A 22,827-nucleotide genomic window follows, 5' to 3' on the forward strand; every position below is an offset into this window, starting at 1 on the left:
CTGTCGAAACGAGGAAAGCGGATCATGTGGGCAGGTATCGGTGCATGCGTGTTGGGAGTGGCCCTGGTCTGGACGCCGTTCTCCAAGCCCAGCCTGGAGAACTCCACCATCGTGCTCACGCCAGCTGCCGGCGTGCAGGCGCCCGCGGGCAAGGACGACGTGCTCACCATCCTGTATTCCGGCGACGGCGGCTGGGCCGACCTCGACAAGCAGCTCGGCAACGCCTTCGTGGCGCGCGGCATCCCGGTGCTGGGCATCAACGCGTTCAAGTATTTCTGGCGCAACCGCGACCCGGATGTCGCTGCCGCCGAGCTCGACGCGCTGATGACGAAATACCTCGACCAGTGGCACAAGCGGCGCGTGTGGCTGGTGGGCTTCTCGTTCGGCGCCGACGTGCTGCCCACGCTGATCGACAAGCTCAGCCCGGCCAACCGCGCGCGGATCACCCAGCTGGTGCTGCTCTCGCCCAGCCGCGATACCAGCTTCGAGATCCAGTTCGAGGGTTACATGATCACGCAGGGCCGCTTCAAGGCCTTCGTGAAGACCGTGCTGGAGAAGTTCAACAAGGTGCCGCACTACGACGCGCTGCCGCCGGTGGTGGCGCTGAAGCACCAGTTCCCGCTGGTCTGCTACTACGGCAAGGACGATGCCGACGACAGCCTGTGCACCGACCCCGGCCTGCCGGCGTGGGTGACCGTGCACCCCAAGAACGGCGACCACCACTTCGAGGGCGGCTACCAGCCGCTGGCGGCGCAGATGATCGACGAGATCCCGGCCGGCACGACGGGTGGCGACACGGCGCATTGACGCGGTTCGCGCGACACTTCCCGTCCTTCGCACGGGAGATACGCTCATGCTCGACTGGCTGGAATACCGCAAGGAACTGCTCGGTCGCATCGGCGAGGTCGGCAAGCTCAGCCCCGACACGCTGCGTGGCTACCAGACCCTGAGTGCCGCCGGCGGCAAGACCGGCCACCTGGACGCCAAGACCCGCGAGCTGATCTCGCTGGCGGTGGCGGTCACCACGCGCTGCGACGGCTGCATCACCGTGCATACCGGGGAGGCGTTGAAGCACGGCGCCACCCGCGAGGAGATCGCCGAGGCGCTGGGCGTGGCAGTGGCGATGAACGCCGGCGCCGCACTGGTGTATTCGGCGCGCGTGATGGATGCGGTGGCCGCGCACGGCGGGGCATGACCCGTCGCCGCGGGATGTCCGGGCGGTCGCGACCGTCGCATAATGCTCGCCGCGATTGACCGGACAACCCGCGCCATGCCCAACCCGAAGATCCCCGACGACGCCAGGCTCGACCGCATCGTGGCCGAGGCGCGCCGCGCGGCCGAGCAGCGCGAGCTGGGCTATCGCGAGCGCGCGCTGAAGATGTACCCGTGGGTGTGCGGGCGCTGCGGGCGCGAATTCACCCGCGCGAACGTGCGCGAACTCACCGTGCACCACCGCAACCACAACCACGACGACAACCCGGCCGACGGCAGCAACTGGGAGCTGCTGTGCGTGTACTGCCACGACAACGAGCATTCGCGCCACATCGACCACGTGCGCGGCGCCGGCTACGATCTCGCCGCGCCGGAACAGGCGCCCGCCACCGGCAACCCGTTCGCCGACCTCAAGGCGATGCTGGAAGCGAAGGGCAGGCACTGAGCGGCGCGCACGCATGTCGCTGACGATGCTCGGCTGTCTGTTCACGTTCGGCGTGCTGGCGCACAACGCGGAAGAGGCCTGGCGGCTTCCAGCTTGGTCGGCACGGGCCGGCAAGTGGCGTGTTGCCGTGGCGGCGCCGGTGTTCCGCTTCGCCGCCCTCGTGCTGTCGGGCCTGTTCGTCGCGATCACGCTTTCCGCGTCGGTTTCCGCGGCCGGCGGGGTGGCCGCTTATCTGATGGCCGGCTATGTGCTGGCGATGGTGCTGAATGTCTTCATGCCGCACATCCTCGTCACCGTCGCGACACGCCAGTACATGCCGGGCACGGTCACGGCGCTGTTGCTGAATCTGCCGCTGGGATCGCTGTACTTGCGGCGGGCGTGGTCGGAACGCAGCGTCGATCCGCACGTGTTCGGCTGGGCTGGTCCGCTGGTGGTGCTGGCGATCCTGGTCGCGATGCCGCTGCTGTTCGCCTTGGGCCGCAAACTGCGCGCGGTTTCTGCCTGACGCGGCGGCCTCGTGGGCCGCGCATCGCGGGCACCGTACAATGGCCGCCCGTTTCCATCCCGAAATCACCGTGACTGCAGCCGGTTTCTCCACGGCCGCGCCCGAGGCGGCGCTGGCCGCCCTGTTCGTGCCGTTCGCCGGCGGCGAGTTGTCGCTGCCGGCCGATGGCCGCGCGCTGTTCCTGCGCGCCCGCGCCGGCGTGCGCCTGCGCGAACTGGCCCGGCCCAGCTGGTTGTGCGAGCAGAGCTTCCTGCCGTTCGCCGACGAGCTGGCGCGCTGCGGCCTGCGCGTGGGCGAGCCGGCCGAGGGTGAAACCTTCCCGCTGGTGCTGTTGCTGCCGCCGCGCCAGCGCGACGAGGCGCGTGCCTTGTTCGCCCGTGCGCTGGACCACCTCGCGCCGGGCGGCACGCTGGTGGCGAGCATGGCCAAGGCCGAAGGCGCGAAGTCCGGCGAAGCGGATCTGGCGCGGCTCGCGGGCACGACGGGCAGCCTGTCCAAGCACCACGGCCGGGTGTTCTGGGCCACGCCGGATCCGGACGCCATCGACCGTGCCCTGCAGGACGAGTGGCGCGCGCTGGATGCGCCGCGCGAAACCCTGGATGGCTGGTGGAGCCGTCCCGGCCTGTTCGCCTGGGATCGCGTGGACCGTGCCTCCGCCTTGCTCGCCGCGCACTTCCCGGCCGACCTCGGTGGTCGCGTGGCCGATCTCGGCGCGGGCTACGGCTATCTCTCGACGCAATTGATCGAGCACTGCCCCGGCATCGCCGCGCTGGACTTGTACGAGGCGGAAGCGCGCGCACTGGAACCGGCGCGCCGCAATGTTGCCAACGCGCTGCATGCCGCGGGCCGCGATCTGCCGGTGAACGTGCACTGGCACGACGTCACCCGCGGCCTGCCGCAGCGCTACGACGTCATCGTCAGCAACCCGCCGTTCCACCTCGGTCGCGCCGACCTGCCGGAACTCGGGCGCGCCTTCATCGCCAGCGCCGCCGACGCGCTGACGGCGCGGGGCCGCCTGCTGATCGTGGCGAATCGCCACCTGCCGTATGAGGCGTTGCTTGCCGCGCGCTTCGCCGACGTGCGCGCGCTCGCCATGCAGGACGGCTTCAAGGTGATCGAGGCTCGCGGAGTGCGCGCATGAAACTGGTGAAGCTGCTCGCCAACCTCGGCTACGGCAGCCGCAAGGACGTGGCCTGGATGTTCCGCGAGGGCCGCATCACCGACGCCGACGGCGAGGTGCTGTACGCCGACGACAAGATCGAGCACGCGCGCATCCGTCTCGATGGCGAGCCGCTGGACCCGCCCACGGGCCTGGTGCTGATGCTGCACAAACCGCTGGGCGTCACCTGTTCGCGCAAGGACCCCGGCCGCGTGGTCTACGATCTGCTGCCGCCGCGCTACCGCATGCGTGAACCCGCGCTCTCCACCGTGGGCCGGCTCGACCGCGACACCTCGGGCCTGCTGCTGCTTACCGACGACGGCGCGCTGCTGCACCGGATCATCTCGCCCAAGGCCGAGGTGGCCAAGATCTACGAGGCCACGCTGGCGGAGGACCTGCGCGGCGACGAAGCCGCGCTGTTCGCCAGCGGCACGCTGCTGCTGGAATCGGAAACCACGCCGCTCGCCCCGGCCACGCTTGACGCGCTCGGTCCGCGCCATGCGCGGCTGATCCTGCACGAAGGCCGCTACCACCAGGTGCGCCGCATGTTCGCCGCCACCGGCAACCGGGTGGAAACGTTGCAGCGCGTCGCCGTCGGCGCGCTCGCACTGGACGCGCTGGCGCCCGGCGAGTGGCGCGCGCTGGAAGCGGACGACGTGGCGCGGATCTTCGCCGACGCGAGATGAATCGGCGTCAGCTCAGCACCACCGGCGTGGGGATGGGGTGCGCGCTGCGCCACTTGTCACGCTCGTAGCGGCAACTGGGGCCACCCATCGCATACTTGCGGCAGATCCCGGGGCGCTCCTCATAGATGCTGCAGCACATGCGCACCGGGTCGAGCGCGGCGCACCAGCCTTCCTCGCCCTTGGCCAGCGTCTCCATGCCATGCGCATCGCGGTGGATCAACCAGGCGGGCACGTGGTCGTCGGGCATCAGCACCACGGTGAGGCGGCAGCACACGGCTTCGCAGGCGTCGCAATGCACGCGCGGGTCGATGCTCTCGGCGTAGGGGTCGGTATCGGTATTCACTCGTCAGCATGACAGCTGTCGCCGTGCGACATGTGAAGCGCAGGTTCAATCGATGTCGCGCCACAGCGCCTGCCAGCCGGCGAGGCCGAGCCGGCGCAGCGTATCGAGGTTGCGCCGGTAGATCTCGTCGGTGTCGCTCATCGCCTCCATCGCGCGCTCCACGCTGGCCTCGCGCAGCAGGTGCAGGGTGGGATACGGCGAGCGATTGCTGAAGTTCTCGCTGTCGTCCGGTGCGCTGTCGGCGAACTGGTAATGCGGATGGAAGCTGGCCACCTGCAGCACGCCGTCCAGCCGCAACGCCTCCACCGCGGCATCGGCCACGTCGAGGAAATCGTTGTAGTCGAGGAAGTCGCCGAACACCTGTGGATGGATCAGCAAGGTGGTCTCGCAGTCGGCCCGGTCGGCCGCGGCCAGGCTCTGCAGTTCGCCGCACAGGTCGTCGAGCAGGGTATCGCCGTCGCGCGCGTGGCTCACCGCATAGCGTATCGTGCCCTGCACGAACGGCGCCCGCGCGAACGGACACAGGTTGAGCCCGACCACCGCGCGCTCCACCCAGCGTCGGGTCGCCTCGATGTACGGCATGTCCGCGGGCGTGAGGCCGGCAGTGATCGCGTCGCTGGACTGGGGCATGGCCGCCTCGGAGGATGGGCTGTCGCCCGCGCCAGCATGCTACGCCGCGCGGCCAAAGAAAAACCGCGCCGAGGCGCGGTTTTCCGGGTGTTGCTGGAATGGAATTGGTGGAGCGGAGGAGGATCGAACTCCCGACCTTCGCATTGCGAACGCGACGCTCTCCCAGCTGAGCTACCGCCCCACGCGAGCTGCGCATCTTAGCAGCGGCCCGCGGCCGCGCCAAGACCCCGCGGTGGTTTCGGCGGTGCCTGCTTCAGTCGGGGAGCAGGGTGGGCAACTGTTCGCGCAGCACCGTGGCGCGCCAGCCGTCGAGGAAATCCGGCCACTCGCGGGTGACCACGTATTCCTCCAGCACCTTGCGCGGGCAGAGCAGGCCGGGCGGCAAGTCCAGCTCGGTGGCGCGCGCGTCGACCAGGGTCTTCATCGCGTTCAGCGCCTGCTTGGCGGCGCCCTGCGGGTGGGCGGGAATGGGTGCGGTGGCGGCGATCTCCTCCGCTTCGACGGGTTCGCGCAGCAAGGCGAACAGCTCGCCGCGCTGGGCGCTGCGCAGGGCGCGCTGGCCGCGGCCGCGTTGTTCCAGTTCGGCGAGGCTGGCAGGCGGCTGCTGGGTCAGGCTCAGCGCCAGCGCGTCGTCCACCAGCCAGGGGCGCGGGCGATCCAGCGTGCGTGCGCTGCGGTCGCGCCACAGCAGGATGCGGCGCAGCAGGGCCTGCTGTTCCGGCCGCCACTCGGCGGCGCCGCGCAGCGCGCGCTGCGGTTGCGGATCGCCGTCGCGATGGCTGGCGCGTTGCTTCAGCCGTGCGCAGTCCTCGGCGAACCAATCGCTGCGCCCGCGCTGCTGCAGGCGTTCGGCGAGCTGGGCGTGGATGGATTGCAGGTACACCACGTCGAGCGTCGCGTAGCTGCGCTGCGAGGCGGTGAGCGGGCGCTGCATCCAGTCCGAGCGCGTCTCGCCCTTGTCCAGTTCGTCGCCGCACAGCTCCGCGACCAGCGCGCGGTAGCTGATGCCCAGCCCCATGCCGACGAAGGCGGCGGCGATCTGGGTGTCGAACAGCACGCGCGGGCCGTCGGGCAGCAGCGGCGCCAGCGTTTCCAGATCCTCGCTGGCGCTGTGCATCACGGTGACGGCGTCGCCCGCGCCCAGCCCGGGCTGCAGTGCATCGCCGATCGCGAAGGCCAGCGGATCGACCAGCGCGTGGCGGCCGCGGCAACCCAGCTGCAGCAGGGCAAGCTGCGGGTGGAAGGTGTCGCGGCGCATGAACTCGGTGTCCAGCCCGACCACGGCATCCGCCGGCACGTCGCCCAGCCAGGCTTGCAGCGTGGCGCGGTCGGCGATCCAGTCGGCGGTAACGTCGGGCAGGGGCATGCGTGGGTATCCTCGAAAAGCGCGGAGCGTGCATTGCCCCGTCATCGGTCGTGACATATGGTGAGCAGCGCACGATAACAGGCCGGTCCGGGAACGCCCAAGCATGCCGAGCAACATCACGCTGCATCGCCAACGCACCTTCGGTGGCGTGATCGGCATCGTCGTGCTGGCCTTCGGGCTCGGCTACCACTTCTTTCCGCGCCTGTTCCACGCGGAGCCGGGCGAGGTCGTGCGGCGCAGTGTGCCGGCGTTGCCGGCCGCGGCGCCCGGCGGCACGGCGACGGCCAGCGAGCCCGCCGAAGAGGAATTGAACGCCGGGCCGCCGCTGACCCTGGCACCCACCGCGGTGATCGCCGCGCGGCTGAGCCGCGGGCATGCGCAGCTGCCGAAGCAGCTGACGCCTGATCCGCCGAAGCTGCGCGTGCTGCTGGATCGTGCCGACAAGGCGCTTGCCGCCGGCGACCTTGGCGGCGGCAAGGACAGCGCCGCGGCGCTCTACCTGCAGGCCGCGAAGGACAAGCCGGACAGCCGCCGCGCCGCGCAGGGCGTGATCGACGTGCACGCGCGGCTGGTGGCGCAGGCCGAGCGCGCCATCGCGCTCGGCAATGCCGAGGAGGCCGGCGAGCAGCTGGCAGCACTGCAGCAGCTGCCCGGCAGCGCGGACGACGCGGCGCGCCTCGCCGCCGCGCTGAAGACGCTCACCGACGTGCGTCCGCTGCTGACGCAGGCGGCCGGCCTGCTGCAGCAAGGCAAGGCGGACCAGCCCGCCGGCCGCAGCGCGCTGGACATCTACCGCCAGGTGCAGCAGCTCGATCCGCAGAATGCGGTGGCCGAGCAGGGCGTGCTCGACGTGCAACACGTGGTGCTGGACCGCGCGCTGGCCGCGGTGGCGCAGAACGATTTCGCCGGCGCGGACAAGGTGCTGGCCGAGGCGCAGGCGATCCGCCCGGGTTCGCAGCAATTGCACGACGTGCGCCAGCGGGTGGACGACATGCGCACGGCGCGCGCCAGCGGCGTGCTGGGCCAGGCGCACTCCGCGCTGGATGCGGGCAATCTCGCGCTGGCGAAGCAGCTTGCCGGGCAGGCCGCGGCGATCAGCCCGCAACTGGCCGGACTCGCCGCGTTCGAGCAGCAGCTGGTCAATGCCCAGCTCTACGCCAGCCGCAAGCCCGGCCAGGTATTCACGGATCGCTACGTCGACCTGCCGGGACAGTCCCCGGCGATGGTGGTGATTCCCACCGGCAGCTTCCTGATGGGCGCGGCCGACGACGACAGCGGACGCAACGCCGCCGAGCAGCCGCAGCACAAGATCGGCATCGAACAGGGCTTCGCGATGGCGCGCAGCGCGATCACCGTGGGCCAGTTCCGCGAATTCGTGCGCGAGAGCGGCTACGTGCCGGACTCGGTGAAGCAGGGCGGCGCCAGCGTCTACGACGAGCGCAGCGGCGCGATGCGCGACGACAGCAGCGCCACCTGGCAGGACGATTACGCCGGCCGCAAGGCCGCCGACAACCTGCCGGTGGTCAACATCTCCTGGGGCGACGCCAAGGCCTACGCCGACTGGCTCAGCCAGCGCACCGGCAGGAAATACCGCCTGCCCAGCGAGGCCGAATTCGCCTACGCATTGCGCGCCGGCACCACCACGCGCTACTGGTGGGGCAACGGTACGCCGGACCGCAAGGTGGAGAACCTCACCGGCTCGCGGGACCGTTCGCCCAGCGGCCGGCGCTGGAACCACGCGTTCAACGGCTACGGCGACGGCTACTGGGGACCGGCGCCGGTGATGAGCTTCGCGCCCAATCCGTTCGGCCTGTACGACATGGGCGGCAACGTCTCCGAATGGGTGGCCGACTGCTGGCACGACAACTATATCCGCGCGCCGGTCGACGGCAGCGCCTGGCTCAACCCCGGCTGCAGCGTGCGCGTGCTGCGCGGCGGCTCCTGGGGCAGTTCGCCCGACCAGGCGCGTTCGGCCTGGCGGCAGGGCGCCGACGGCGGCGTGCGCAGCGGCCGGGTCGGCTTCCGCGTGGTGCGCGAGCTGTAATTTCGCCGCACCGCACTACACCAAAGCCCCTAAATTCGCGTAGATTGTGCAGGCCGCACGGCCATCGCCTCGCTGGAGGCGGTGCCTTACTCAACCACGATGGATGCCCATGGCTACCAAGACCACTGCCAAGAAAGCCCCCGCCAAGGCCGCCAAGCCGGCGCCGAAGGCCGCTCCCGCCGCGATCAAGCCGATCAAGGACTCGCTCAGCAAGTCCGGCCTGATCTCCCACATCGCCCAGCAGACCAGCGTCGAGACCAAGCACGTCAAGGCCGTGCTCGCCGCGCTGGAGCACGCCGTGCTCGGTGCCGTACACAAGAAGGGCGCCGGCCAGTTCACCCTGCCGGGCCTGTTCAAGATCAACGCGATCCAGGTGCCGGCCAAGCCGAAGCGCACCGGCATCAACCCGTTCACCAAGCAGGAACAGGTGTTCGCGGCCAAGCCGGCCACGGTGAAGGTGAAGGTGCGTCCGCTGAAGAAGCTCAAGGACGCCGCGCTCTGAGGCGCGCCGATGCCTGCCGGCGGTTCGCCGGCAGGCATCGCCTCTCGGCCCGGATGACGGGCAGGGCACGGGCCGCGCAAGCGGCCTGTGTCGTATCCGGCGTCATGCCGATGGCTCCCGTCGATCGAGTCGCGGCATGCCCCGCATGTGCCACGCGCCATCGATCGCGCGGGATTACCGCGGGCTAGACTGTCCGCCGGAATCATGGGCCAGCGAGGAGCAGTGCGTGCCAGCTTCCATCCCGCAAGCGGTCGACACCCCACTCACCCATGCCGCCATCTTCCTGGTCGTGACGGTGAACCCCGGGCCGCAGCATCGCGACGCCGTGCGTGCGTTCTGCGGCGACTTGCCGGGGTTGCTGCGCGCGGTGGGTTTCCGCGATCCCGAGGGGCGGCTGTCCTGCGTCGCGGCGTTCGGTTCCGAGGCCTGGGACCGGCTGTTCGGACCGCCGCGGCCGAAGGAACTGCATCCGTTCCGCGAGATCCGCGGCAAGCACCATGCCGTCGCCACGCCGGGCGACATCCTGTTCCACATCCGCGCCACGCGCATGGACCTGTGTTTCGAGCTGGCGATGCAGATCATGTCCCGGCTCGGCGATGCCGTCGCGGTGGCGGACGAGGTGCACGGCTTCAAGTACTTCGACAACCGCGATCTGCTCGGTTTCGTCGACGGCACGGAGAATCCCGTGGGGCAGGACGCGATCGGCGCCACCGTGATCGGCGACGAGGACGCGGGGTTCGCCGGCGGCAGCTACGTGATCGTGCAGAAGTACCTGCACGACCTGAAAGGTTGGGATACGTTGCCCGTGGAAGCGCAGGAAAAGATCATCGGCCGCACCAAGCTCTCCAATGTCGAGCTGGATGACGCGGTGAAGCCGAGCTGCGCGCACAACGCGCTGACCACCATCGTCGAGGACGGCGAGGAACTGGACATCGTGCGCGACAACATGCCGTTCGGCGACGTGGGCAAGGGCGAGTTCGGCACCTATTTCATCGGCTACGCCAGGTCCCCGCGCCGGATCGAGCAGATGCTGCAGAACATGTTCGTCGGCAACCCGCCGGGCAACTACGACCGCCTGCTCGACTACAGCCGCGCCGTCACCGGCTCGCTGTTCTTCGTGCCGCCTGCGGCGTTTCCGGAAAGCCTCGCGGACTGACGGCCGGCGTCGGCAAGCGCGGCCCCCTGGAGGCTGTCGCCACCGACCCTCGGCTTGCGGATGTCGCGGGTAAGCAAGTGCGAAGCGGCGCCATCCGCCCGGATTGCGGACAAAACAAAGGCCCCGAACGGGGGCCTGAGTCTTTGGTACCGGTGATAGGACTCGAACCTACACTCTGTCGCCAGAAGCGGATTTTGAGTCCGCCGCGTCTACCATTCCGCCACACCGGCACGTGGGCTGTGCATTATGCCGGCTTCAGTGCACCGGGTCGAGGCCCAGCTGGCGCTCGCAGCGCTCGTAGCCGGTTTCGCCGGCCAGCGGCTGAAACACCGCGCAGTGGGTCATGTTGCCGGAGTAGATGTGCAGGCTGACCGCGATGTCGCGGTCGCTGGGGTTGCGGATGGTGTGGTACTCGTGCGGCGGGATCAGGCTGCCGGCGGAGCCGGGGCCGGCCTGCACCGAGCCCACCGGCTGGAAGCGGCAGTGGCCGTCCTGGTCGTCGAGCCGTTCGTACTGCACTACGTCGAGCGCGCCGTACCACACGCCTTCCACGCACCACATGCCGGCATGGTCGTGGATCGGCGTGCCTTGGCCCGGGCCCCAGGTCATCGCCACCACGCAGTAGCCGTGGTCCTCGCTGCGGTACAGCTCGCGCCGCGCGTAGCGGCCTTCGGCGGTTTCGAGCACGCACTCGGGCAGTTGCACCTCGTGGCTGCGGATCAGCCGGCACAGGCTGTTGCGCAGGCTGTCGGTGATCGCCGGCGTGCTGCCCTGGGCGACCGCGGTGTCGATCGCGGCGATCAGCTGGCGACAGCCGGGGAATTCGGTGGTGAGCATGGCGTTCTCGGTAAAACTGGCAAGGTGTCACCATTCTACCAGTGCACCGCGAGCAGGTTCCTCGACAGTCAGAGCCGCGCGAGAAAGCTGCCGATGGCGTGGCTGTAGTTCTCGATGTCGACGAGGAAGGCGTCGTGGCCCTGCGGCGAGTCCAGCGCCACGAATTCCACCGCGGCACCGGCGGCCTGTAGGCCTTCAGCGATCTGCTCCTGCTGCTCCAGCGGGAACAGGATGTCGGTGCTGACGCCGATCACCAGCGCGCGCTCGATGCGGATGCGCTTGAGGCCTTCGGCCACGCTGCCCCCGCCGTATTCGGCGATGTCGAACCAGTCGCTGGCGCGCGAGAGGTAGAGGTAGCTGTTCGGATCGAAGCTGCGCACGAAGCGGCGGGCGTGGCCTTCGAGGTAGGACTCCACCTGGAATTCGAAACCAAACGGCTGTTCCTCGCGCTGCTCGGCGTCGAGGCGGATGCGCGCGAAGCGGCCATTCCATTCCATCGCCGAGCGGTAGGTGATGACGCCCAGCTTGCGCGCGATGCTCATGCCCATGTCGGGGTAGCGCGTGCCGTCGGCATGGATGTCGTAGTCGCCGCCGGCCCAATTGGGGTCGAGCCGGATCGCCTCGCGCTGCAGCGAGCGGATCGCGATGGCGAACGGCTGCGCCTGCGGCGCGGTGTCCACGCTGACGTGGGCGCGCACGGTGCCGGGATGCAGCAGCATGTAGGCCAGCGCGGCCATGCCGCCCATCGAGCAGCCGACCAGACAGGCGAGGCGCTCGATGCCGAGGCCTTGCACCACGTCGTGCGCGGCGTTCGCCACGTCTTCCAGCGCGAGTTCCGGAAAATCCAGCCGGTACGCCTCGCCGGTGGCGGGGTTGATCGAGGCGGGGCAGGTGGAGCCCTTGTCGCTGCCCAGCGAGTTCACGCAGATCACGAACCAGCGCGAGCTGTCGATGGCCTTGCCAGGGCCGGCCATGCCTTCCCACCAGCCGGGTGTGGGATCTTCCGCGCTCGACATCATGTGCGCGCTGGGCGAGAGGCCGGTGAGCACCAGGATCGCGTTGTCGCGCGCGGCGTTCAGCGTGCCCCAGGTCTCATAGGCCACGCGCGCGCCGTGCAGCGTGCCGCCGCGCTTCATGGGGAACGGCGAGGGCAGGACACAGTAGCGGCGGGCGTCGGCCGATCCTTCGGGCATGGCTCAAAGCACCTTGTCGATGGTGATGGCGATGGGCGTCCTGCGGTCGGTGTCCACGACGCCGGCGCTGCCTTCGAGGTCGCCGGGCTGGGCGATCGGCTGGCCGCTGTGGCTGATGCGCGCGGAAACCACCACGCGCGCCACCGAGGAGAGCTTCAGCTCCGGCGTCATCGCCATCGCGTCGCTGAGCGTGGCGGCGACGGGCAGCGCGCCGGCGTCGAACTTCGCCACGGCCAGCGGCATCGGCGGACCGCTCACCGCGCGGGCGTAGACGTAGAGCTGGTCGCCGGGTTTGAGCTTGCCCTTGAGCGCGGGAGCGAGGCTCACTTCCACCTTCAGCGCGGCGCCCTGGCGGGCGACGGGCGCGGGCTCGTCGGCGGGCTTGATGCCGGCGCGGGCCTCGGCGTTCGCGATCTGCTCGGCCACGGCCTTGGCCACGCTGGAGCCGGGTTCCAGCAGCGGCTGCAGCTTGCGCCAGGTGGCGGCGGCGTTCGCGTACTGCGTGTGCTGGAACTGGCTGATGCCGAGCAGCCACAGCGCGCGCTGGCTGTCCGGCTGCAGCTCCAGCGCGTGCTGCAGCAGCGCTAGCGCGCGGCCCTCGATCAGGTGGTCGCTGCGCGCCATCGAGTCGGTCTCGGCCCAGCCCACCATCGCCGCCACGTTGTTCGGATCGATCTTGAGCGCCTGGTCCCAGGCGTCGCGTGCTTCCTCCGGCTGCTTCAGCGCGGTGGTGGCCTGGGCGAGCAGGGCCCAGCCCTGTGCATCGTTCGGCTGTTGCTGGAGATGCGCGCGCAGTTCGGTCAGCGCCTGCTGGAAATCCATCGGCTTGGGCGCGGCGGGCACGCCATCCAGCGCGACGGGCGTGCCGATGTGCAGGTACAGCGCGCCGGCGCCGATCGGCAGCAGCAGGGCGATAGCCAGCGCCAGCGCGAACACACTGCGTGGGCGGCCATGGCGGCGACCTTCGCGCAGCAACGGCACCAGCAGCAGGGCCAGCGCCACCGCAACCATCGCGGCGGCGAGCAGATAGAACGCGAGCTTCACCAGTCGTCCCCCATGTCGGCCGGCGCGTTGCCGGCCTGCCTGCCGTCGGCAGGCTTGTCATCGTCGATGGCACCGTTGCCGCGGTTGCGCCGGCGGATCGCCACCGTGACCACCGCGCCGCCGGCCAGCAGGATCGCCAGCGGCCCGAACCACAGCAGCCAGGTGCCCGGCTTCAGCGGCGGGTCGTACAGCACGAAGTCGGAATAGCGATCCACCAGGTACTGCTTGATCTCGGCGTCGCTCTTGCCCTGCTGCATCAGCTGGAACACTTCCAGGCGCAGGTCGCGGGCGAGGTCGGCGTTGGAGTCGGCCAGGTTCTCGTTCTGGCAGACCATGCAGCGCAGCTGCTTCGTGAGGTTCTGGAAGCGCACTTCCTGCGCGTGGTCCTGGAACGGCAGCGGCTCGATCGCGCCGCTGGCGGCGAAGGCGTGGCCGGCAAACATCAGCAGCGCTACCACCGAAACCCGTAGGAGCGCACCCTGTGCGCGACGGCTCTTGCGCGGGCTTTCGGCGAAGGGCATTCGCGCACAGGGTGCGCTCCTACCGGAGGGGCGTTGCCACGGGAACAGGCTCATGGCGCCTCCCGCTTCACGGCATCGATCGCCGGCTGCAGTTCCCGCGCGATCACCTCGGGGGTGAGCGGGCCGATGTGCTTGTAGCGGATCACGCCCTTCGCATCGATCAGGAAGCTCTCCGGCGCGCCGTACACGCCGAAGTCGATCGCGGTGCGGCCGGGCTGGTCGGCGATCACCAGGTCGTAGGGGCTGCCGTGCTCGCGCAGCCAGCGCCTGGCGTCGTCGGGCACGTCCTTGTAGTCGTAGCCCACCAGCGCGATGCCGAGCTGGCGGCCGTCGGCCATCAGCACCGGGTGTTCCTCGGCGCAGGCCACGCACCAGCTGGCGAACACGTTGATGAGGTAGGGCTTGCCGAGCAGGCTGGCCTTGGTCACGGTCTGGTCGGGCGCGTCCAGTTTCGGCAGCGCGAAATCCGGCGCGGGCTTGTCGATCAGCGGCGACGGCACGTAGCGCGCGTCGTGCCAGCTGTTCCACCAGATGCCGAAACCGAACAGGCCGACCAGGCTGATGAAGACGAGGAGCGGCACGAAGCGCTTCATGCAGGCGACTCCTGCGGTTGCGGCTCGATCGGCGGAAATGCGGCTTCGGCCGCGATGCGCTTGATACGGAAGCGGCGGTCACCGGCGCAGACGAAGCCACCCAGCATCATCAGCAGGCCGCCGCCCCAGATCCAGCGGATGAAGGGCTTGTAGTACAGCCGCAGCGCCCAGGCACCCTCGATGTTGTTCGCGTCCATCGGCTCGCCCAGCGCCACGTACAGGTCGCGGAACACGCCGGCGTCCACGGCCGACTCGGTCTGCACCTGCTCGCGCGCATAGGTGCGCTTCTGCGGATGCATCACCGCCACGGTGCGGCCGTCGCGCGACACGGTGACCACGCCCTGGTCGGCGCGCCAGTTCGGGCCGGTGGTGCGGTGCACGCCGTCGAAGCGGAAGTCGTAGCCGGCTATGACTTCGTGCTGGCCAGGCGCCAGGCGCACGTCATGGGTGACGCTCAGCGACTCGGACAGCAACACGCCGATCACGAACACGGCGACGCCCAGGTGCGCCAGCAGCATGCCTGCCATCTCGGCCGGATAGCGGCGGCCACGCGGCAGCTCGCGCCAGCGCTTGAGCGCGTACAGCAGCACACCCACCGCGATCCACACCGCCGCGGCCACGCCGGCGATCGCCTTCAGCTGGCCCTGCACGAAGAACGCCGCCACGATCGCGCAGGCCGCCGCGGCGATGCCGGCGCGCAGCGCCACCTGTTTCAGCGCGCCGCCGTCGGCCTTGCCCCAGTGCAGGAACGGCCCGAACGGCAGCAACAGCACGACCGGCGCCATCAGCAGCGGGAACAGCAGGCCGAAATAGGGCGGGCCCACCGAGATGCGGCCCAGGTGCAGCGCGTCGCCGATCAGCGGGAACAGCGTGCCCAGCATCACCATCGCCGCGGCCACCGCGAACATCAGGTTGCCGATCAGCAGCGCGGTCTCGCGCGAGATAATCTGGAAAGGCCGGCCGCCGGTCACCTTCGGCGCGCGCAAGGCGTACAGCAGCAGCGAGCCGCCCACCACGATCGCCATGAAGATCAGGATGAACACGCCGCGGCGCGGATCGGAGGCGAACGCATGCACCGAAGTGAGCACGCCCGAGCGCACCAGGAAGGTACCCAGCAGCGAGAACGAGAACGCGAAGATCGACAGCAGCAGGGTCCACGCGCGCAGGCCGCCGCGCTTCTCGGTGATCGCCTGAGCGTGGATCAGCGCCGCGCCGATCAGCCACGGCATGAAGCTGGCGTTCTCCACCGGGTCCCAGAACCACCAGCCGCCCCAGCCCAGTTCGGCATAGGCCCACCAGCTGCCGGCCACGATGCCCAGGGTGAGGAAGCCCCACGCCGCGTTGGTCCACGGTCGCGCCCAGCGCACCCAAGCCTGTTCGACTTCACCGCCGAGCAGTGCCGCGATGGAGAACGCGAACGCCACCGAGAAGCCCACGTAGCCCATGTACAGCACGGGCGGGTGGAAGGTCATGCCGGGGTCCTGCAGCACCGGGTTGAGGTCGGCGCCGTTCGCCGGCATCGGCAGCAGGCGACCGAACGGATCGGAGGTGAAGATGATGAAGGCGAGGAAGCCGATCGCGACCAGTCCCATCACGCCCAGCACGCGCGCGGCGAACACCTCCGGCAGCTTGTGGCTCAGTGCGGCCAGCGCCACCGTCCACACGTTGAGGATCAGGATCCACAGCAGCAGCGAGCCCTCGTGCGCGCCCCATACCGCGGCGATGCGGTAGTACCAGGGCAGGGTGAGGTTGGAGTTGTCGGCCACGTATTGCACCGAGAAATCGAAGTGCAGGAAGGCCCACGCGAGGATGCCGAACGCCATCGCCACGAACACCGCCTGGCCGGCGGCGGCGGGGCGGGCCACCGCCATCAGCGCGCGGTTGCCGCGCCACGCGCCGATCAGCGGCAGCACGCCTTGCGCGATGGCGAGCAGGAAGGCGAGTACCAGCGCGAGCTGGCCGAGTTCGGGGGTCATGGCTGGAGGCCGGGAACGGGGAACGGGAAACGGGGAACGGTGTGTTGCGATGCGATGGACATGGTCTTGCTCCGGTCAGGCGATGGAGGACGGGACGCGATGGGCTTACCCGCCACCCGCTCCCCGTTCCCCGTTTCCCTCTTCTTCGATCTTCTTGTCCGCATGCGCCTTCGCCATCGCGTCCTTGAGCTCCTTCGGCATGTAGGTCTCGTCGTGCTTGGCGAGCACCTCGGTGGCCACGAAGCGGGCGCCGTCCATGTGGCCGGTGGCGATCACCGACTGGTTGTCGCGGAACAGGTCGGGCAGGATGCCGGTGTATTCCACCGGCATCGCGCCTCCGGCGTCGACCACGGTGAAGGTGACCTGCAGCGAATCCTTGCTGCGCTGGATCGAACCGGCCTTGACCATGCCGCCGAGACGGAAAGTCTTGTACTGCGTCGCCTGACCCGACTGCACCTGGCTCGGGGTGAACAGGTAGTTCATGTTCTGCTGCAGCGCGTACACGCCGAGGCTGATCGCCAAGGCGGCGGCGATCGCCACCACGACCACGATGGTGAGCCGGCGCTTGCGGGTGGGGTTCATGGCCATGGATGTTCCTGCCCCTCAGGGCGATCGCGAAACGGAAGTGGCGCGACGCTCGCGCGCGGCCTGGCGCGTCAGCCGGCCGCGCAGTTCGCGCAGGATGCGGCGGCGGCGCAGCCGCGGCGCCAGCGTGTCGGCGACCAGCACTGCGAAGAACACCGCATAGGCCGGCCATACATAAGCCGCATAGCCGCCCATCCTGAAGAAGGCGGCCGCGTCGCCACCCACGGCCAGTAAGTGCTGCATGGCGCTCATGGAGTTGCCTCCGCCTCGGCGATCTGGCGCACCCAGTCCTTGCCGCCCTCCAGCGCCAGCAGGTCGGTGCGCGCGCGGCGGCACAGGCTGGCCGCATAGTAGGCCTTGGTGGCCAGCGTCATCACCAGCAGCGGCCACAGCATGTCCCAGGCCATCTTCGAATGGCCGAACACGTTCACCGTGCTGCCCTGGTGCAAGGTGTTCCACCACACCACCGAGTAGTGCACGATCGGCACGTTGATCACGCCGATGATCGCGAGGAAGCTCGCGGCGCGCGCGCCCTGGCGGCGATCCTCGAACGCGTGGTAAAGCCCGATCACGCCGAGGTACAGGAACAGCAGCACCAGCTCGGAAGTGAGCCGCGCATCCCAGGTCCACCAGGTGCCCCACATCGGCTTGCCCCACAGCGAGCCGGTGACCAGGGTGATGAAGGTGAACGCCGCGCCGATCGGCGCCGATTCCATCGCCACCACCTCGGCCAGTTTCATGCGCCACACCAGCGCCATGAAGCCGGACACGCCCATCACCGCGTAGACGAACATGCTCATCCACGCGCTGGGCACGTGGATGAAGATGATGCGGTAGGCGTCGCCCTGCTGGTAATCCGCCGGCGCCAGCACCAGGCCGCCGTACAGGCCGATCGCGCCGGCGAGCAGCGCCAGCCCCATCGCCCATGGCCGCACCGCACCCGCGAAGCGATAGAACGTCGGCGGCGAGCCGAGCTTGTGCAACCAGAGCGGGATCCACTTCGACATGCTAGAGCCTGCTAATGCCCGCCAAGTGCCCCGCGCCGGGATCTGTTTGCGCGCAGCCCAAGGAGGAACGAAGGAGTGGACGTCCGTCCACGACCGAGAGATGACGCCGGAATGCGGGCAAACAGACCCGGCCCTGCGGGTTGCCATCGAGTGGCCGCCATGCGGCAGCCCGCGGCTTGGCCTGACGGCCAGTCAGGCCGGCGCCACGCCCTACCACCTGGCGACCACTCGATGACAACGCGAGGTACTTGGTGGGCATTAGCAGGCTCTCAGGCGTCCAGGGCAATGCGCAGGGCTGCTGCGCAGGCCAGCGGCGCCAACACCACGCAGAGGATGAGTGCGGCGCCCAGCCAAGCGACCGGGGCGAACCACGGAAGGCCCTCTTGGGCGGCTGCCACGGCACCGGCCGCGAAGATCACCACCGGCACGCACAGCGGCAGCAACATCAAGGCCAGCAGCATACCAGAGCGCCGCGTGCCGGCCGTCAGCGCCACCAGCACCGCGCCGAGCAGGCTGAGCAGCGGCGTGGCCAGCAGCAGGGCGAGCAGCAGCGCGGGTATCGCGGTGGTCGGCAGGTGCAGCATCCCGGCCAGCAACGGCGCGATCACGACCAGCGGCAGCGCGGTGGCGAGCCAGTGCGCCAGGATCTTCATGCCCAGCATCAGCGCCAGCGGCTGCGGCGCCAGCACCAGCTGTTCCAGCGAGCCATCCTCGATGTCGCTGGCGAACATCGCGTCCAGCGCCAGCAGCATCGCCAGCAGCACGGTCACCAGCACCACGCCGCCCGCGATCCGCTGCAGCAACGCCAGGTCCGGCCCCAGCGCGAACGGGAACAGCACCACCACGATCACCGCGTACAGCACCGGCATCGCCAGGTCGCCGCGCCGCCGCCATGCCAGCAGGAGATCCCGCCGCAACATCGCGGCGCAGGCTCGCGGCAGCGAGGCGCGGCTCATGGCTGTGCTCCCTCCCCTGTGAGCAAGGGGATGGGAATGGAAACATGGCGATGCGGCTTATGCATGCATGCGTATCCGCTGCGGCTCGCCGCCGTGGAACCCCACCGCGCCATGGCTGCTCACCAGCACGGCGCCGCCAGCTGCCACGTGCCTCTCCAGCAGGCGATTGACCAGCGCAATGCCGTGCCGGTCGAGGTTCGCGTACGGCTCATCGAGCAGCCACAGCGCCGCCGGCTGCAGCAGCAGGCGCGCCAGCGCGGCGCGCTTCTTCTGCCCGGCGGAGAGCCGCCGCAGCGGCTCGTCCCCGTAGCCGGCGAGGCCGACCTCGTCGAGCACGGCATCCACCGTGATGTCGTCGCGCCGGCCGTGCAGGCCCGTCGCAAAGACGAGATTCTCGCGCGGGCCCAGCTCCAGCTTCTGGCCCAGCTGGTGGCCGAGGAACAGGATCTCGCCCGCACAGGCGTCGCGCTGCCACGGTGCGCCGCGCCACAACAGCCGGCCCTCGCTCGCGTGCAACAGGCCGGCCAGCAGGCGCAGCAAGGTGGTCTTGCCGCTGCCGTTGTCGCCCTCGACCAGTGCCAGCTCGCCCGCGTTCAGGCGGAAATCCAGCGGCGCGAACACCGGCTCGTCCTGGCGGTGGAAGCTCAGGCGATGCGCTTCAAGCAAGGGGACGGAAGTAGCTGCGGTCATTGCTTCCATTGTCCGCAATGCCCCGCGGGCTTGTCCATGCGGCGTGCTGCCGCTGGGTGGCGACTCAAGTCTGCATGCTGTTCAGCAGGCGCAGCTCGGCCGGACCATCGGCCACGCCATGCACGTAGGCGAGTTGTCCGTGCTGGCGCGCCAGCGCATCCAGCGTCGCGCCGTCGGCGCCCACGGCGAACAGGCTGGGCTCGCTCCAGCCGCTGGTGCCCACGCCGATGGCCGGGTACACCGCGACGCCGGGCAAGCTGCGCAAGGCGTCGAGCAGCTCGCGCTGGGCGGCAGCGTTCTCGGCCGGCGCGCGGCGCCGCGCCTGCGGGTTCCAGGCGGTGATGAAGCCCCACGGCCGCGCACCGATCACGCCGGCCAGCTCGGGCTGCGGCCGCAGATTGATGCGGATCGTCGACCAGATGACCGTGTCGATGCTGACCCAGTAGGCCGTGCTGAGAAAGGCTTCTTGCAGTGAATCATCCATGGCGCAATACCGGCAAAGGGGACAGGCGAGCTTGCAGCATGGCCGCGGCCGCATCGAGGTCGACGGCTTCGACATCGGGCGCACCGCGCAGCAGCTCCTCCAGCAACGCATCCTGGGCGCGCCCGCGCTCCAGCGCGTAGGCGTAGGGCAGGTGGGTGAAGGTGACCAGCCGGTAGCGCGCCATGTAGTGGCCGGGGATGCGCTCGGCCAGCTGCGCGCCCAGCGCGCGCTTGGCCAGATAGTGCGGGTCGGCCACCGAGTCGCGCATTTCCACGTAGTTCTCCAATGCCATCGCGGCGATCGCGTTCGCGTTCGGCTGGCGGATGCGCTGGAACTCGGCGAACACGCCGGCGCTGTCGTTCGGCGATGCGGCGAGCAACTCGACCAGTGTCACCGTGTCCTCGAAGCCGCAGTTCATGCCCTGGCCGTGGAACGGCACGATGGCGTGCGCCGCATCGCCCACCAGCAGGGCGCGGCCGTCGAGGTGCCAGCGGTCGAGGTAAAGCGTGGAGAGCGTGCCCACCGGATGCTCCGCGTAGTCCGCGTCGAAGCGCGGGAGCAGCGGCAGCAGGTCGGGGAAGTCCGCGGCGAAGAACGCGCGCGCCGCGGCAGCGTCGCGCAGGGTGGCGAAGCTGGGGTGCGCGCCCTGCGCGGGCAGGAACAGCGTGACGGTGAAGCTGCCCTCGGCATTCGGCAGCGCGATGCACATGTAGCCACCGCGCGGCCAGATATGCAGCGCGTGCGGCTCCAGCGCGAAGCGGCCTTCGCCACCGGACTGTTGCACCAGCGCGGGTGGCAAGTTGTCGGCGGCGGGAATCTCCAGCTCCTTGTAGCCGTGCCCCAGCGGCTCGGTGCGCTCGCCCAGCGGCGCGTAGGCGTTCATTGCCGCACGCAGCGCCGAGCCCGCGCCATCGGCGCCGATCAGCAGGCCGGTATCGTGCTCGCGCTGCATGCCGTCCTCGTCGGCCAGCCGGATGCGGCGCCGGTCGAAATCCGCATCCAGCAGCGACTGGCCGAAGTGGAAGCGCACGCCGGAGGCCTCGGCCGCATCCAGCAGCAGCATGTTCAACGCGCCGCGCGAGACCGACCAGATCACCTCGCTGTCGTCCACGCCGTAGCGCTGCAGCCCACTGGTGCCGTTTGTCGCGTGCACCATGCGCCCGCGCATCATCACCGCCCGCTTGAGCACCTCGTCGGCCAGCCCTGTCGTGCGCAGCGCCTGCAGGCCGCGCTCGGCCAGCGCGAGGTTGATCGAACGCCCACCGAGAAAGCCCCCGCGGCGCGGATCGGGCCGCTTCTCGAACACCTCCACCGCGAAGCCGTGCTGCGCCAGCTGCCGCGCCAGCAGGGCGCCCACCAGGCCGCCGCCGATCAGGGTGAGGGATGGACGCTGCGTCATGTCGCGTTCCGTCGAAGGGATCGCGCCACTGTTCCGCAAGCGGCGCGCGACTGCAATACGCGCCGGGCCATGCGCCTCAGAAGCTCATGAAATACCCGCCGTTCACCGGCAGGTTGACGCCGGTGAGGTAGCCGGCGTCGTCGGCGGTGAGGAAGGTCACGGCGCGGGCGATGTCGCCGGGCTGGCCGAGCCTGCCCACCGGGATGCCGGCAACGATCTGGGCGCGGATCTCGGCGGGCACCGCGGCCACCATCGGCGTGTCGCAGTAGCCGGGCGAAACGCTGTTGACGGTGACGCCCTTGCGCGCGGTTTCGCGCGCCAGCGCCATGCTGAAGCCGTGCACGCCGGCCTTGGCGGCCGAGTAGTTGGTCTGGCCGAACTGGCCGGTCTGGCCGTTCACCGAGCTGATGTTGACGATGCGGCCGAAGCCGCGCGTGCTCATGCCCTCCACCACGGCGTGACAGGTGTTGAACAGGCCGTCGAGGTTCACCCGCATCAGCTCATGCCATTGCGTAGGCGTCATCTTGCGCAGGCTGGCGTCGCGGGTGATGCCGGCGGCGTTGACCAGGATGTCCACGCCGCCATGCTCGCGTTCGAGGCGGCCGATCAGCGCGGCGCAGGCGTCGTGGTCACTGACGTCCATCGCTTCGTGGCTGATCGCGTCGCCGAACTCGGCAACGGCCGCGCGGAACCCCGTGAGGCGCGACTCGCTGGCGGGCAGGTCGGCCGCGACCACGCGGCGGCCGGCCTTGGCCAGCTGGCGGCAGATTTCGGTGCCGAGGCCGCCGAGGCCGCCGGTGACCAGGGCCAGGCGCGTGGGGGCACCGTTCATGGGGGATGAGGTCATGGTTTGTTCCGTTGTCTTTGCGATCATCCTTGATCGCGAAAATCACATGGGCGGCGATCCTTGGCCGCACTCTTCATATCAAACAAAACGCGCCGCTTTGGGCGGCGCGTGGTGGCAAGCGGGAGGTGCCTTCAGCCGGTCTTCTTGTGGCCGCCGCGGCTGCCGCCTTGCGGGGTGATCTGCGCGGCGGCATCGAGCAGGCCGCGCTGCATGGTCTTCCAGGCGTCCATGTTGCGCTCGGTCAGCTCGTTCACCATCGCCCACGGGGTCTGCCCCATCAAGCTGTTGAGCTGGGTGCGGAACTGCTGCTGCTGGTCGAGGAATACCTGCAGGCTGCGCTCCAGGTACGGGCCCATGAAGCCCTGCAGTGAATCACCGTAGAAGCGGATGATCTGGCTGAGCAGTTGGGGCGACAGCATCGGCTGCCCCTTCTCCTCGTGCTCGGAGATGATCTGCAGCAGCACGGAGCGGGTGAGATCCTCGCCGGTCTTGGCATCGCGGACTTCGAAGTCCTCGTTGTCCAGCACCAGCTGACGCACCTCCTCCAACGTGATGTAGCTGGAGATCTCGGTGTCGTAGAGCCGACGGTTCGGGTACTTTTTGATGGTGCGCTTGGTTTGTGCCATGCAACGAAGCTAGCAGAGAAT

The 22,827-nt window shown here is 69.5% G+C and carries 27 protein-coding genes and 2 tRNA genes; 9 read left to right on the forward strand and 20 right to left on the reverse strand.

What is annotated here, in order from left to right:
* The first annotated feature begins 48 nt into the window (after window positions 1–48).
* The 6 genes from B0E52_RS12610 to B0E52_RS12635 all read left to right on the forward strand — a co-directional run bounded on the left by B0E52_RS12610 (window position 49) and on the right by B0E52_RS12635 (window position 4,007).
* Entirely contained in the window at window positions 49–807 is a 759-nt protein-coding gene (locus B0E52_RS12610) for a virulence factor (RefSeq protein ID WP_254426793.1), read from the forward strand.
* 46 nt (window positions 808–853) lie between these two features.
* Complete coding sequence (locus B0E52_RS12615) at window positions 854–1,195, forward strand: carboxymuconolactone decarboxylase family protein (RefSeq protein ID WP_077484261.1); 342 nt, start codon at window positions 854–856, stop codon at window positions 1,193–1,195.
* Between the two features lie 75 nt (window positions 1,196–1,270).
* On the forward strand, window positions 1,271–1,657 hold the full coding sequence (locus tag B0E52_RS12620) for a YajD family HNH nuclease (protein WP_077484263.1): 387 nt from the start codon (window positions 1,271–1,273) through the stop codon (window positions 1,655–1,657).
* Between the two features lie 13 nt (window positions 1,658–1,670).
* Window positions 1,671–2,162, forward strand: a complete 492-nt coding sequence (locus B0E52_RS12625) for an HXXEE domain-containing protein (protein ID WP_077484265.1) — start codon at window positions 1,671–1,673, stop codon at window positions 2,160–2,162.
* A gap of 70 nt (window positions 2,163–2,232) precedes the next feature.
* A complete protein-coding gene (locus B0E52_RS12630; RefSeq protein ID WP_077484463.1) occupies window positions 2,233–3,303 on the forward strand; it encodes a methyltransferase in 1,071 nt (356 codons plus the stop codon).
* Entirely contained in the window at window positions 3,300–4,007 is a 708-nt protein-coding gene (locus tag B0E52_RS12635) for a 16S rRNA pseudouridine(516) synthase (protein ID WP_077484267.1), read from the forward strand. Before B0E52_RS12630 ends, B0E52_RS12635 begins: the two co-directional genes overlap by 4 nt.
* A 7-nt stretch (window positions 4,008–4,014) precedes the next feature.
* Here the strand turns inward: B0E52_RS12635 and B0E52_RS12640 are convergent, their stop codons facing one another.
* The 4 genes from B0E52_RS12640 to B0E52_RS12655 all read right to left on the reverse strand — a co-directional run bounded on the left by B0E52_RS12640 (window position 4,015) and on the right by B0E52_RS12655 (window position 6,346).
* Window positions 4,015–4,350, reverse strand: a complete 336-nt coding sequence (locus tag B0E52_RS12640; protein ID WP_077484269.1) for a YkgJ family cysteine cluster protein — start codon at window positions 4,348–4,350, stop codon at window positions 4,015–4,017.
* Window positions 4,351–4,395: 45 nt separating this feature from the next.
* A complete protein-coding gene (locus tag B0E52_RS12645; RefSeq protein ID WP_077484271.1) occupies window positions 4,396–4,980 on the reverse strand; it encodes a DUF1415 domain-containing protein in 585 nt (194 codons plus the stop codon).
* Between the two features lie 105 nt (window positions 4,981–5,085).
* Window positions 5,086–5,161: transfer RNA gene (locus tag B0E52_RS12650), tRNA-Ala, on the reverse strand.
* A 72-nt stretch (window positions 5,162–5,233) separates the two neighbouring features.
* On the reverse strand, window positions 5,234–6,346 hold the full coding sequence (locus B0E52_RS12655; protein WP_077484273.1) for an HRDC domain-containing protein: 1,113 nt from the start codon (window positions 6,344–6,346) through the stop codon (window positions 5,234–5,236).
* Between the two features lie 103 nt (window positions 6,347–6,449).
* Between B0E52_RS12655 and B0E52_RS12660 the strand changes: the two genes are divergently transcribed.
* The 3 genes from B0E52_RS12660 (at window position 6,450) to B0E52_RS12670 (ending at window position 10,048) form a co-directional block, all read left to right on the forward strand.
* A complete protein-coding gene (locus B0E52_RS12660) occupies window positions 6,450–8,390 on the forward strand; it encodes an SUMF1/EgtB/PvdO family nonheme iron enzyme (protein ID WP_077484275.1) in 1,941 nt (646 codons plus the stop codon).
* Between the two features lie 109 nt (window positions 8,391–8,499).
* On the forward strand, window positions 8,500–8,892 hold the full coding sequence (locus tag B0E52_RS12665; RefSeq protein ID WP_139351676.1) for an HU family DNA-binding protein: 393 nt from the start codon (window positions 8,500–8,502) through the stop codon (window positions 8,890–8,892).
* A 226-nt stretch (window positions 8,893–9,118) separates the two neighbouring features.
* Entirely contained in the window at window positions 9,119–10,048 is a 930-nt protein-coding gene (locus B0E52_RS12670) for a Dyp-type peroxidase (RefSeq protein WP_077484465.1), read from the forward strand.
* A 144-nt stretch (window positions 10,049–10,192) separates the two neighbouring features.
* Here B0E52_RS12670 and B0E52_RS12675 read toward each other — a convergent pair.
* The 16 genes from B0E52_RS12675 to phaR all read right to left on the reverse strand — a co-directional run bounded on the left by B0E52_RS12675 (window position 10,193) and on the right by phaR (window position 22,806).
* A tRNA-Leu gene (locus B0E52_RS12675) sits at window positions 10,193–10,278 on the reverse strand.
* 25 nt (window positions 10,279–10,303) lie between these two features.
* Window positions 10,304–10,885 carry a cysteine dioxygenase family protein gene (locus B0E52_RS12680; protein WP_077484279.1) on the reverse strand — a complete coding sequence of 194 codons (582 nt, stop codon included), beginning with the start codon at window positions 10,883–10,885 and terminating at the stop codon, window positions 10,304–10,306.
* 68 nt (window positions 10,886–10,953) lie between these two features.
* Entirely contained in the window at window positions 10,954–12,078 is a 1,125-nt protein-coding gene (locus B0E52_RS12685; RefSeq protein WP_077484281.1) for a homoserine O-acetyltransferase, read from the reverse strand.
* A 3-nt stretch (window positions 12,079–12,081) separates the two neighbouring features.
* The gene (locus tag B0E52_RS12690) at window positions 12,082–13,122 is read right to left on the reverse strand and encodes a tetratricopeptide repeat protein (RefSeq protein WP_077484283.1); all 1,041 of its coding nucleotides are present in this window, start codon (window positions 13,120–13,122) and stop codon (window positions 12,082–12,084) included.
* Window positions 13,119–13,565 (reverse strand): cytochrome c-type biogenesis protein, encoded by a 447-nt coding sequence (locus B0E52_RS12695; protein ID WP_139351677.1) that lies wholly within the window; start codon window positions 13,563–13,565, stop codon window positions 13,119–13,121. Before B0E52_RS12695 ends, B0E52_RS12690 begins: the two co-directional genes overlap by 4 nt.
* Window positions 13,566–13,693: 128 nt before the next feature.
* Complete coding sequence (locus tag B0E52_RS12700; protein WP_077484287.1) at window positions 13,694–14,236, reverse strand: DsbE family thiol:disulfide interchange protein; 543 nt, start codon at window positions 14,234–14,236, stop codon at window positions 13,694–13,696.
* Window positions 14,233–16,212 (reverse strand): heme lyase CcmF/NrfE family subunit, encoded by a 1,980-nt coding sequence (locus tag B0E52_RS12705; protein WP_077484288.1) that lies wholly within the window; start codon window positions 16,210–16,212, stop codon window positions 14,233–14,235. The genes B0E52_RS12700 and B0E52_RS12705 overlap by 4 nt, the downstream gene beginning before the upstream one ends.
* A gap of 105 nt (window positions 16,213–16,317) precedes the next feature.
* Window positions 16,318–16,794: a cytochrome c maturation protein CcmE gene (gene ccmE, locus B0E52_RS12710; protein ID WP_174575567.1), complete on the reverse strand. Its 477-nt coding sequence runs from the start codon at window positions 16,792–16,794 to the stop codon at window positions 16,318–16,320.
* Between the two features lie 21 nt (window positions 16,795–16,815).
* On the reverse strand, window positions 16,816–17,049 hold the full coding sequence (gene ccmD, locus B0E52_RS12715; protein WP_077484291.1) for a heme exporter protein CcmD: 234 nt from the start codon (window positions 17,047–17,049) through the stop codon (window positions 16,816–16,818).
* Entirely contained in the window at window positions 17,046–17,804 is a 759-nt protein-coding gene (locus tag B0E52_RS12720; protein ID WP_077484293.1) for a heme ABC transporter permease, read from the reverse strand. Before B0E52_RS12720 ends, ccmD begins: the two co-directional genes overlap by 4 nt.
* A 269-nt stretch (window positions 17,805–18,073) precedes the next feature.
* Window positions 18,074–18,760, reverse strand: a complete 687-nt coding sequence (ccmB, locus tag B0E52_RS12725; RefSeq protein ID WP_077484295.1) for a heme exporter protein CcmB — start codon at window positions 18,758–18,760, stop codon at window positions 18,074–18,076.
* Window positions 18,761–18,817: 57 nt separating this feature from the next.
* On the reverse strand, window positions 18,818–19,450 hold the full coding sequence (gene ccmA, locus B0E52_RS12730) for a cytochrome c biogenesis heme-transporting ATPase CcmA (protein ID WP_077484296.1): 633 nt from the start codon (window positions 19,448–19,450) through the stop codon (window positions 18,818–18,820).
* A gap of 64 nt (window positions 19,451–19,514) precedes the next feature.
* A complete protein-coding gene (locus B0E52_RS12735; protein WP_077484298.1) occupies window positions 19,515–19,934 on the reverse strand; it encodes a DUF3293 domain-containing protein in 420 nt (139 codons plus the stop codon).
* The gene (locus B0E52_RS12740; protein WP_077484300.1) at window positions 19,927–21,333 is read right to left on the reverse strand and encodes an NAD(P)/FAD-dependent oxidoreductase; all 1,407 of its coding nucleotides are present in this window, start codon (window positions 21,331–21,333) and stop codon (window positions 19,927–19,929) included. Before B0E52_RS12740 ends, B0E52_RS12735 begins: the two co-directional genes overlap by 8 nt.
* A 76-nt stretch (window positions 21,334–21,409) precedes the next feature.
* A complete protein-coding gene (phbB, locus tag B0E52_RS12745) occupies window positions 21,410–22,180 on the reverse strand; it encodes an acetoacetyl-CoA reductase (protein ID WP_254426794.1) in 771 nt (256 codons plus the stop codon).
* A gap of 131 nt (window positions 22,181–22,311) precedes the next feature.
* Window positions 22,312–22,806 carry a polyhydroxyalkanoate synthesis repressor PhaR gene (phaR, locus tag B0E52_RS12750; protein ID WP_077484303.1) on the reverse strand — a complete coding sequence of 165 codons (495 nt, stop codon included), beginning with the start codon at window positions 22,804–22,806 and terminating at the stop codon, window positions 22,312–22,314.
* Between the last annotated feature and the right edge of the window lie 21 nt (window positions 22,807–22,827).

Origin of the sequence: Rhodanobacter sp. C06 (assembly GCF_002001105.1) — a bacterium.
Taxonomy (GTDB): domain Bacteria; phylum Pseudomonadota; class Gammaproteobacteria; order Xanthomonadales; family Rhodanobacteraceae; genus Rhodanobacter_A.

Bases quoted from the DNA above. Each gene is read 5' to 3' on its own strand.
- B0E52_RS12615 (WP_077484261.1), top strand. From the start codon at position 854: ATGCTCGACTGGCTGGAATACCGCAAGGAACTGCTCGGTCGCATCGGC.
- B0E52_RS12620 (WP_077484263.1), top strand. From the start codon at position 1,271: ATGCCCAACCCGAAGATCCCCGACGACGCCAGGCTCGACCGCATCGTG.
- B0E52_RS12625 (WP_077484265.1), top strand. From the start codon at position 1,671: ATGTCGCTGACGATGCTCGGCTGTCTGTTCACGTTCGGCGTGCTGGCG.
- B0E52_RS12635 (WP_077484267.1), top strand. From the start codon at position 3,300: ATGAAACTGGTGAAGCTGCTCGCCAACCTCGGCTACGGCAGCCGCAAG.
- B0E52_RS12645 (WP_077484271.1), bottom strand. From the start codon at position 4,980: ATGCCCCAGTCCAGCGACGCGATCACTGCCGGCCTCACGCCCGCGGAC.
- B0E52_RS12655 (WP_077484273.1), bottom strand. From the start codon at position 6,346: ATGCCCCTGCCCGACGTTACCGCCGACTGGATCGCCGACCGCGCCACG.
- B0E52_RS12660 (WP_077484275.1), top strand. From the start codon at position 6,450: ATGCCGAGCAACATCACGCTGCATCGCCAACGCACCTTCGGTGGCGTG.
- B0E52_RS12665 (WP_139351676.1), top strand. From the start codon at position 8,500: ATGGCTACCAAGACCACTGCCAAGAAAGCCCCCGCCAAGGCCGCCAAG.
- B0E52_RS12680 (WP_077484279.1), bottom strand. From the start codon at position 10,885: ATGCTCACCACCGAATTCCCCGGCTGTCGCCAGCTGATCGCCGCGATC.
- B0E52_RS12685 (WP_077484281.1), bottom strand. From the start codon at position 12,078: ATGCCCGAAGGATCGGCCGACGCCCGCCGCTACTGTGTCCTGCCCTCG.
- B0E52_RS12695 (WP_139351677.1), bottom strand. From the start codon at position 13,565: ATGTTTGCCGGCCACGCCTTCGCCGCCAGCGGCGCGATCGAGCCGCTG.
- B0E52_RS12700 (WP_077484287.1), bottom strand. From the start codon at position 14,236: ATGAAGCGCTTCGTGCCGCTCCTCGTCTTCATCAGCCTGGTCGGCCTG.
- B0E52_RS12705 (WP_077484288.1), bottom strand. From the start codon at position 16,212: ATGACCCCCGAACTCGGCCAGCTCGCGCTGGTACTCGCCTTCCTGCTC.
- ccmE (WP_174575567.1), bottom strand. From the start codon at position 16,794: ATGAACCCCACCCGCAAGCGCCGGCTCACCATCGTGGTCGTGGTGGCG.
- ccmD (WP_077484291.1), bottom strand. From the start codon at position 17,049: ATGAGCGCCATGCAGCACTTACTGGCCGTGGGTGGCGACGCGGCCGCC.
- B0E52_RS12720 (WP_077484293.1), bottom strand. From the start codon at position 17,804: ATGTCGAAGTGGATCCCGCTCTGGTTGCACAAGCTCGGCTCGCCGCCG.
- ccmB (WP_077484295.1), bottom strand. From the start codon at position 18,760: ATGAGCCGCGCCTCGCTGCCGCGAGCCTGCGCCGCGATGTTGCGGCGG.
- ccmA (WP_077484296.1), bottom strand. From the start codon at position 19,450: ATGACCGCAGCTACTTCCGTCCCCTTGCTTGAAGCGCATCGCCTGAGC.
- B0E52_RS12735 (WP_077484298.1), bottom strand. From the start codon at position 19,934: ATGGATGATTCACTGCAAGAAGCCTTTCTCAGCACGGCCTACTGGGTC.
- B0E52_RS12740 (WP_077484300.1), bottom strand. From the start codon at position 21,333: ATGACGCAGCGTCCATCCCTCACCCTGATCGGCGGCGGCCTGGTGGGC.
- phbB (WP_254426794.1), bottom strand. From the start codon at position 22,180: ATGACCTCATCCCCCATGAACGGTGCCCCCACGCGCCTGGCCCTGGTC.
- phaR (WP_077484303.1), bottom strand. From the start codon at position 22,806: ATGGCACAAACCAAGCGCACCATCAAAAAGTACCCGAACCGTCGGCTC.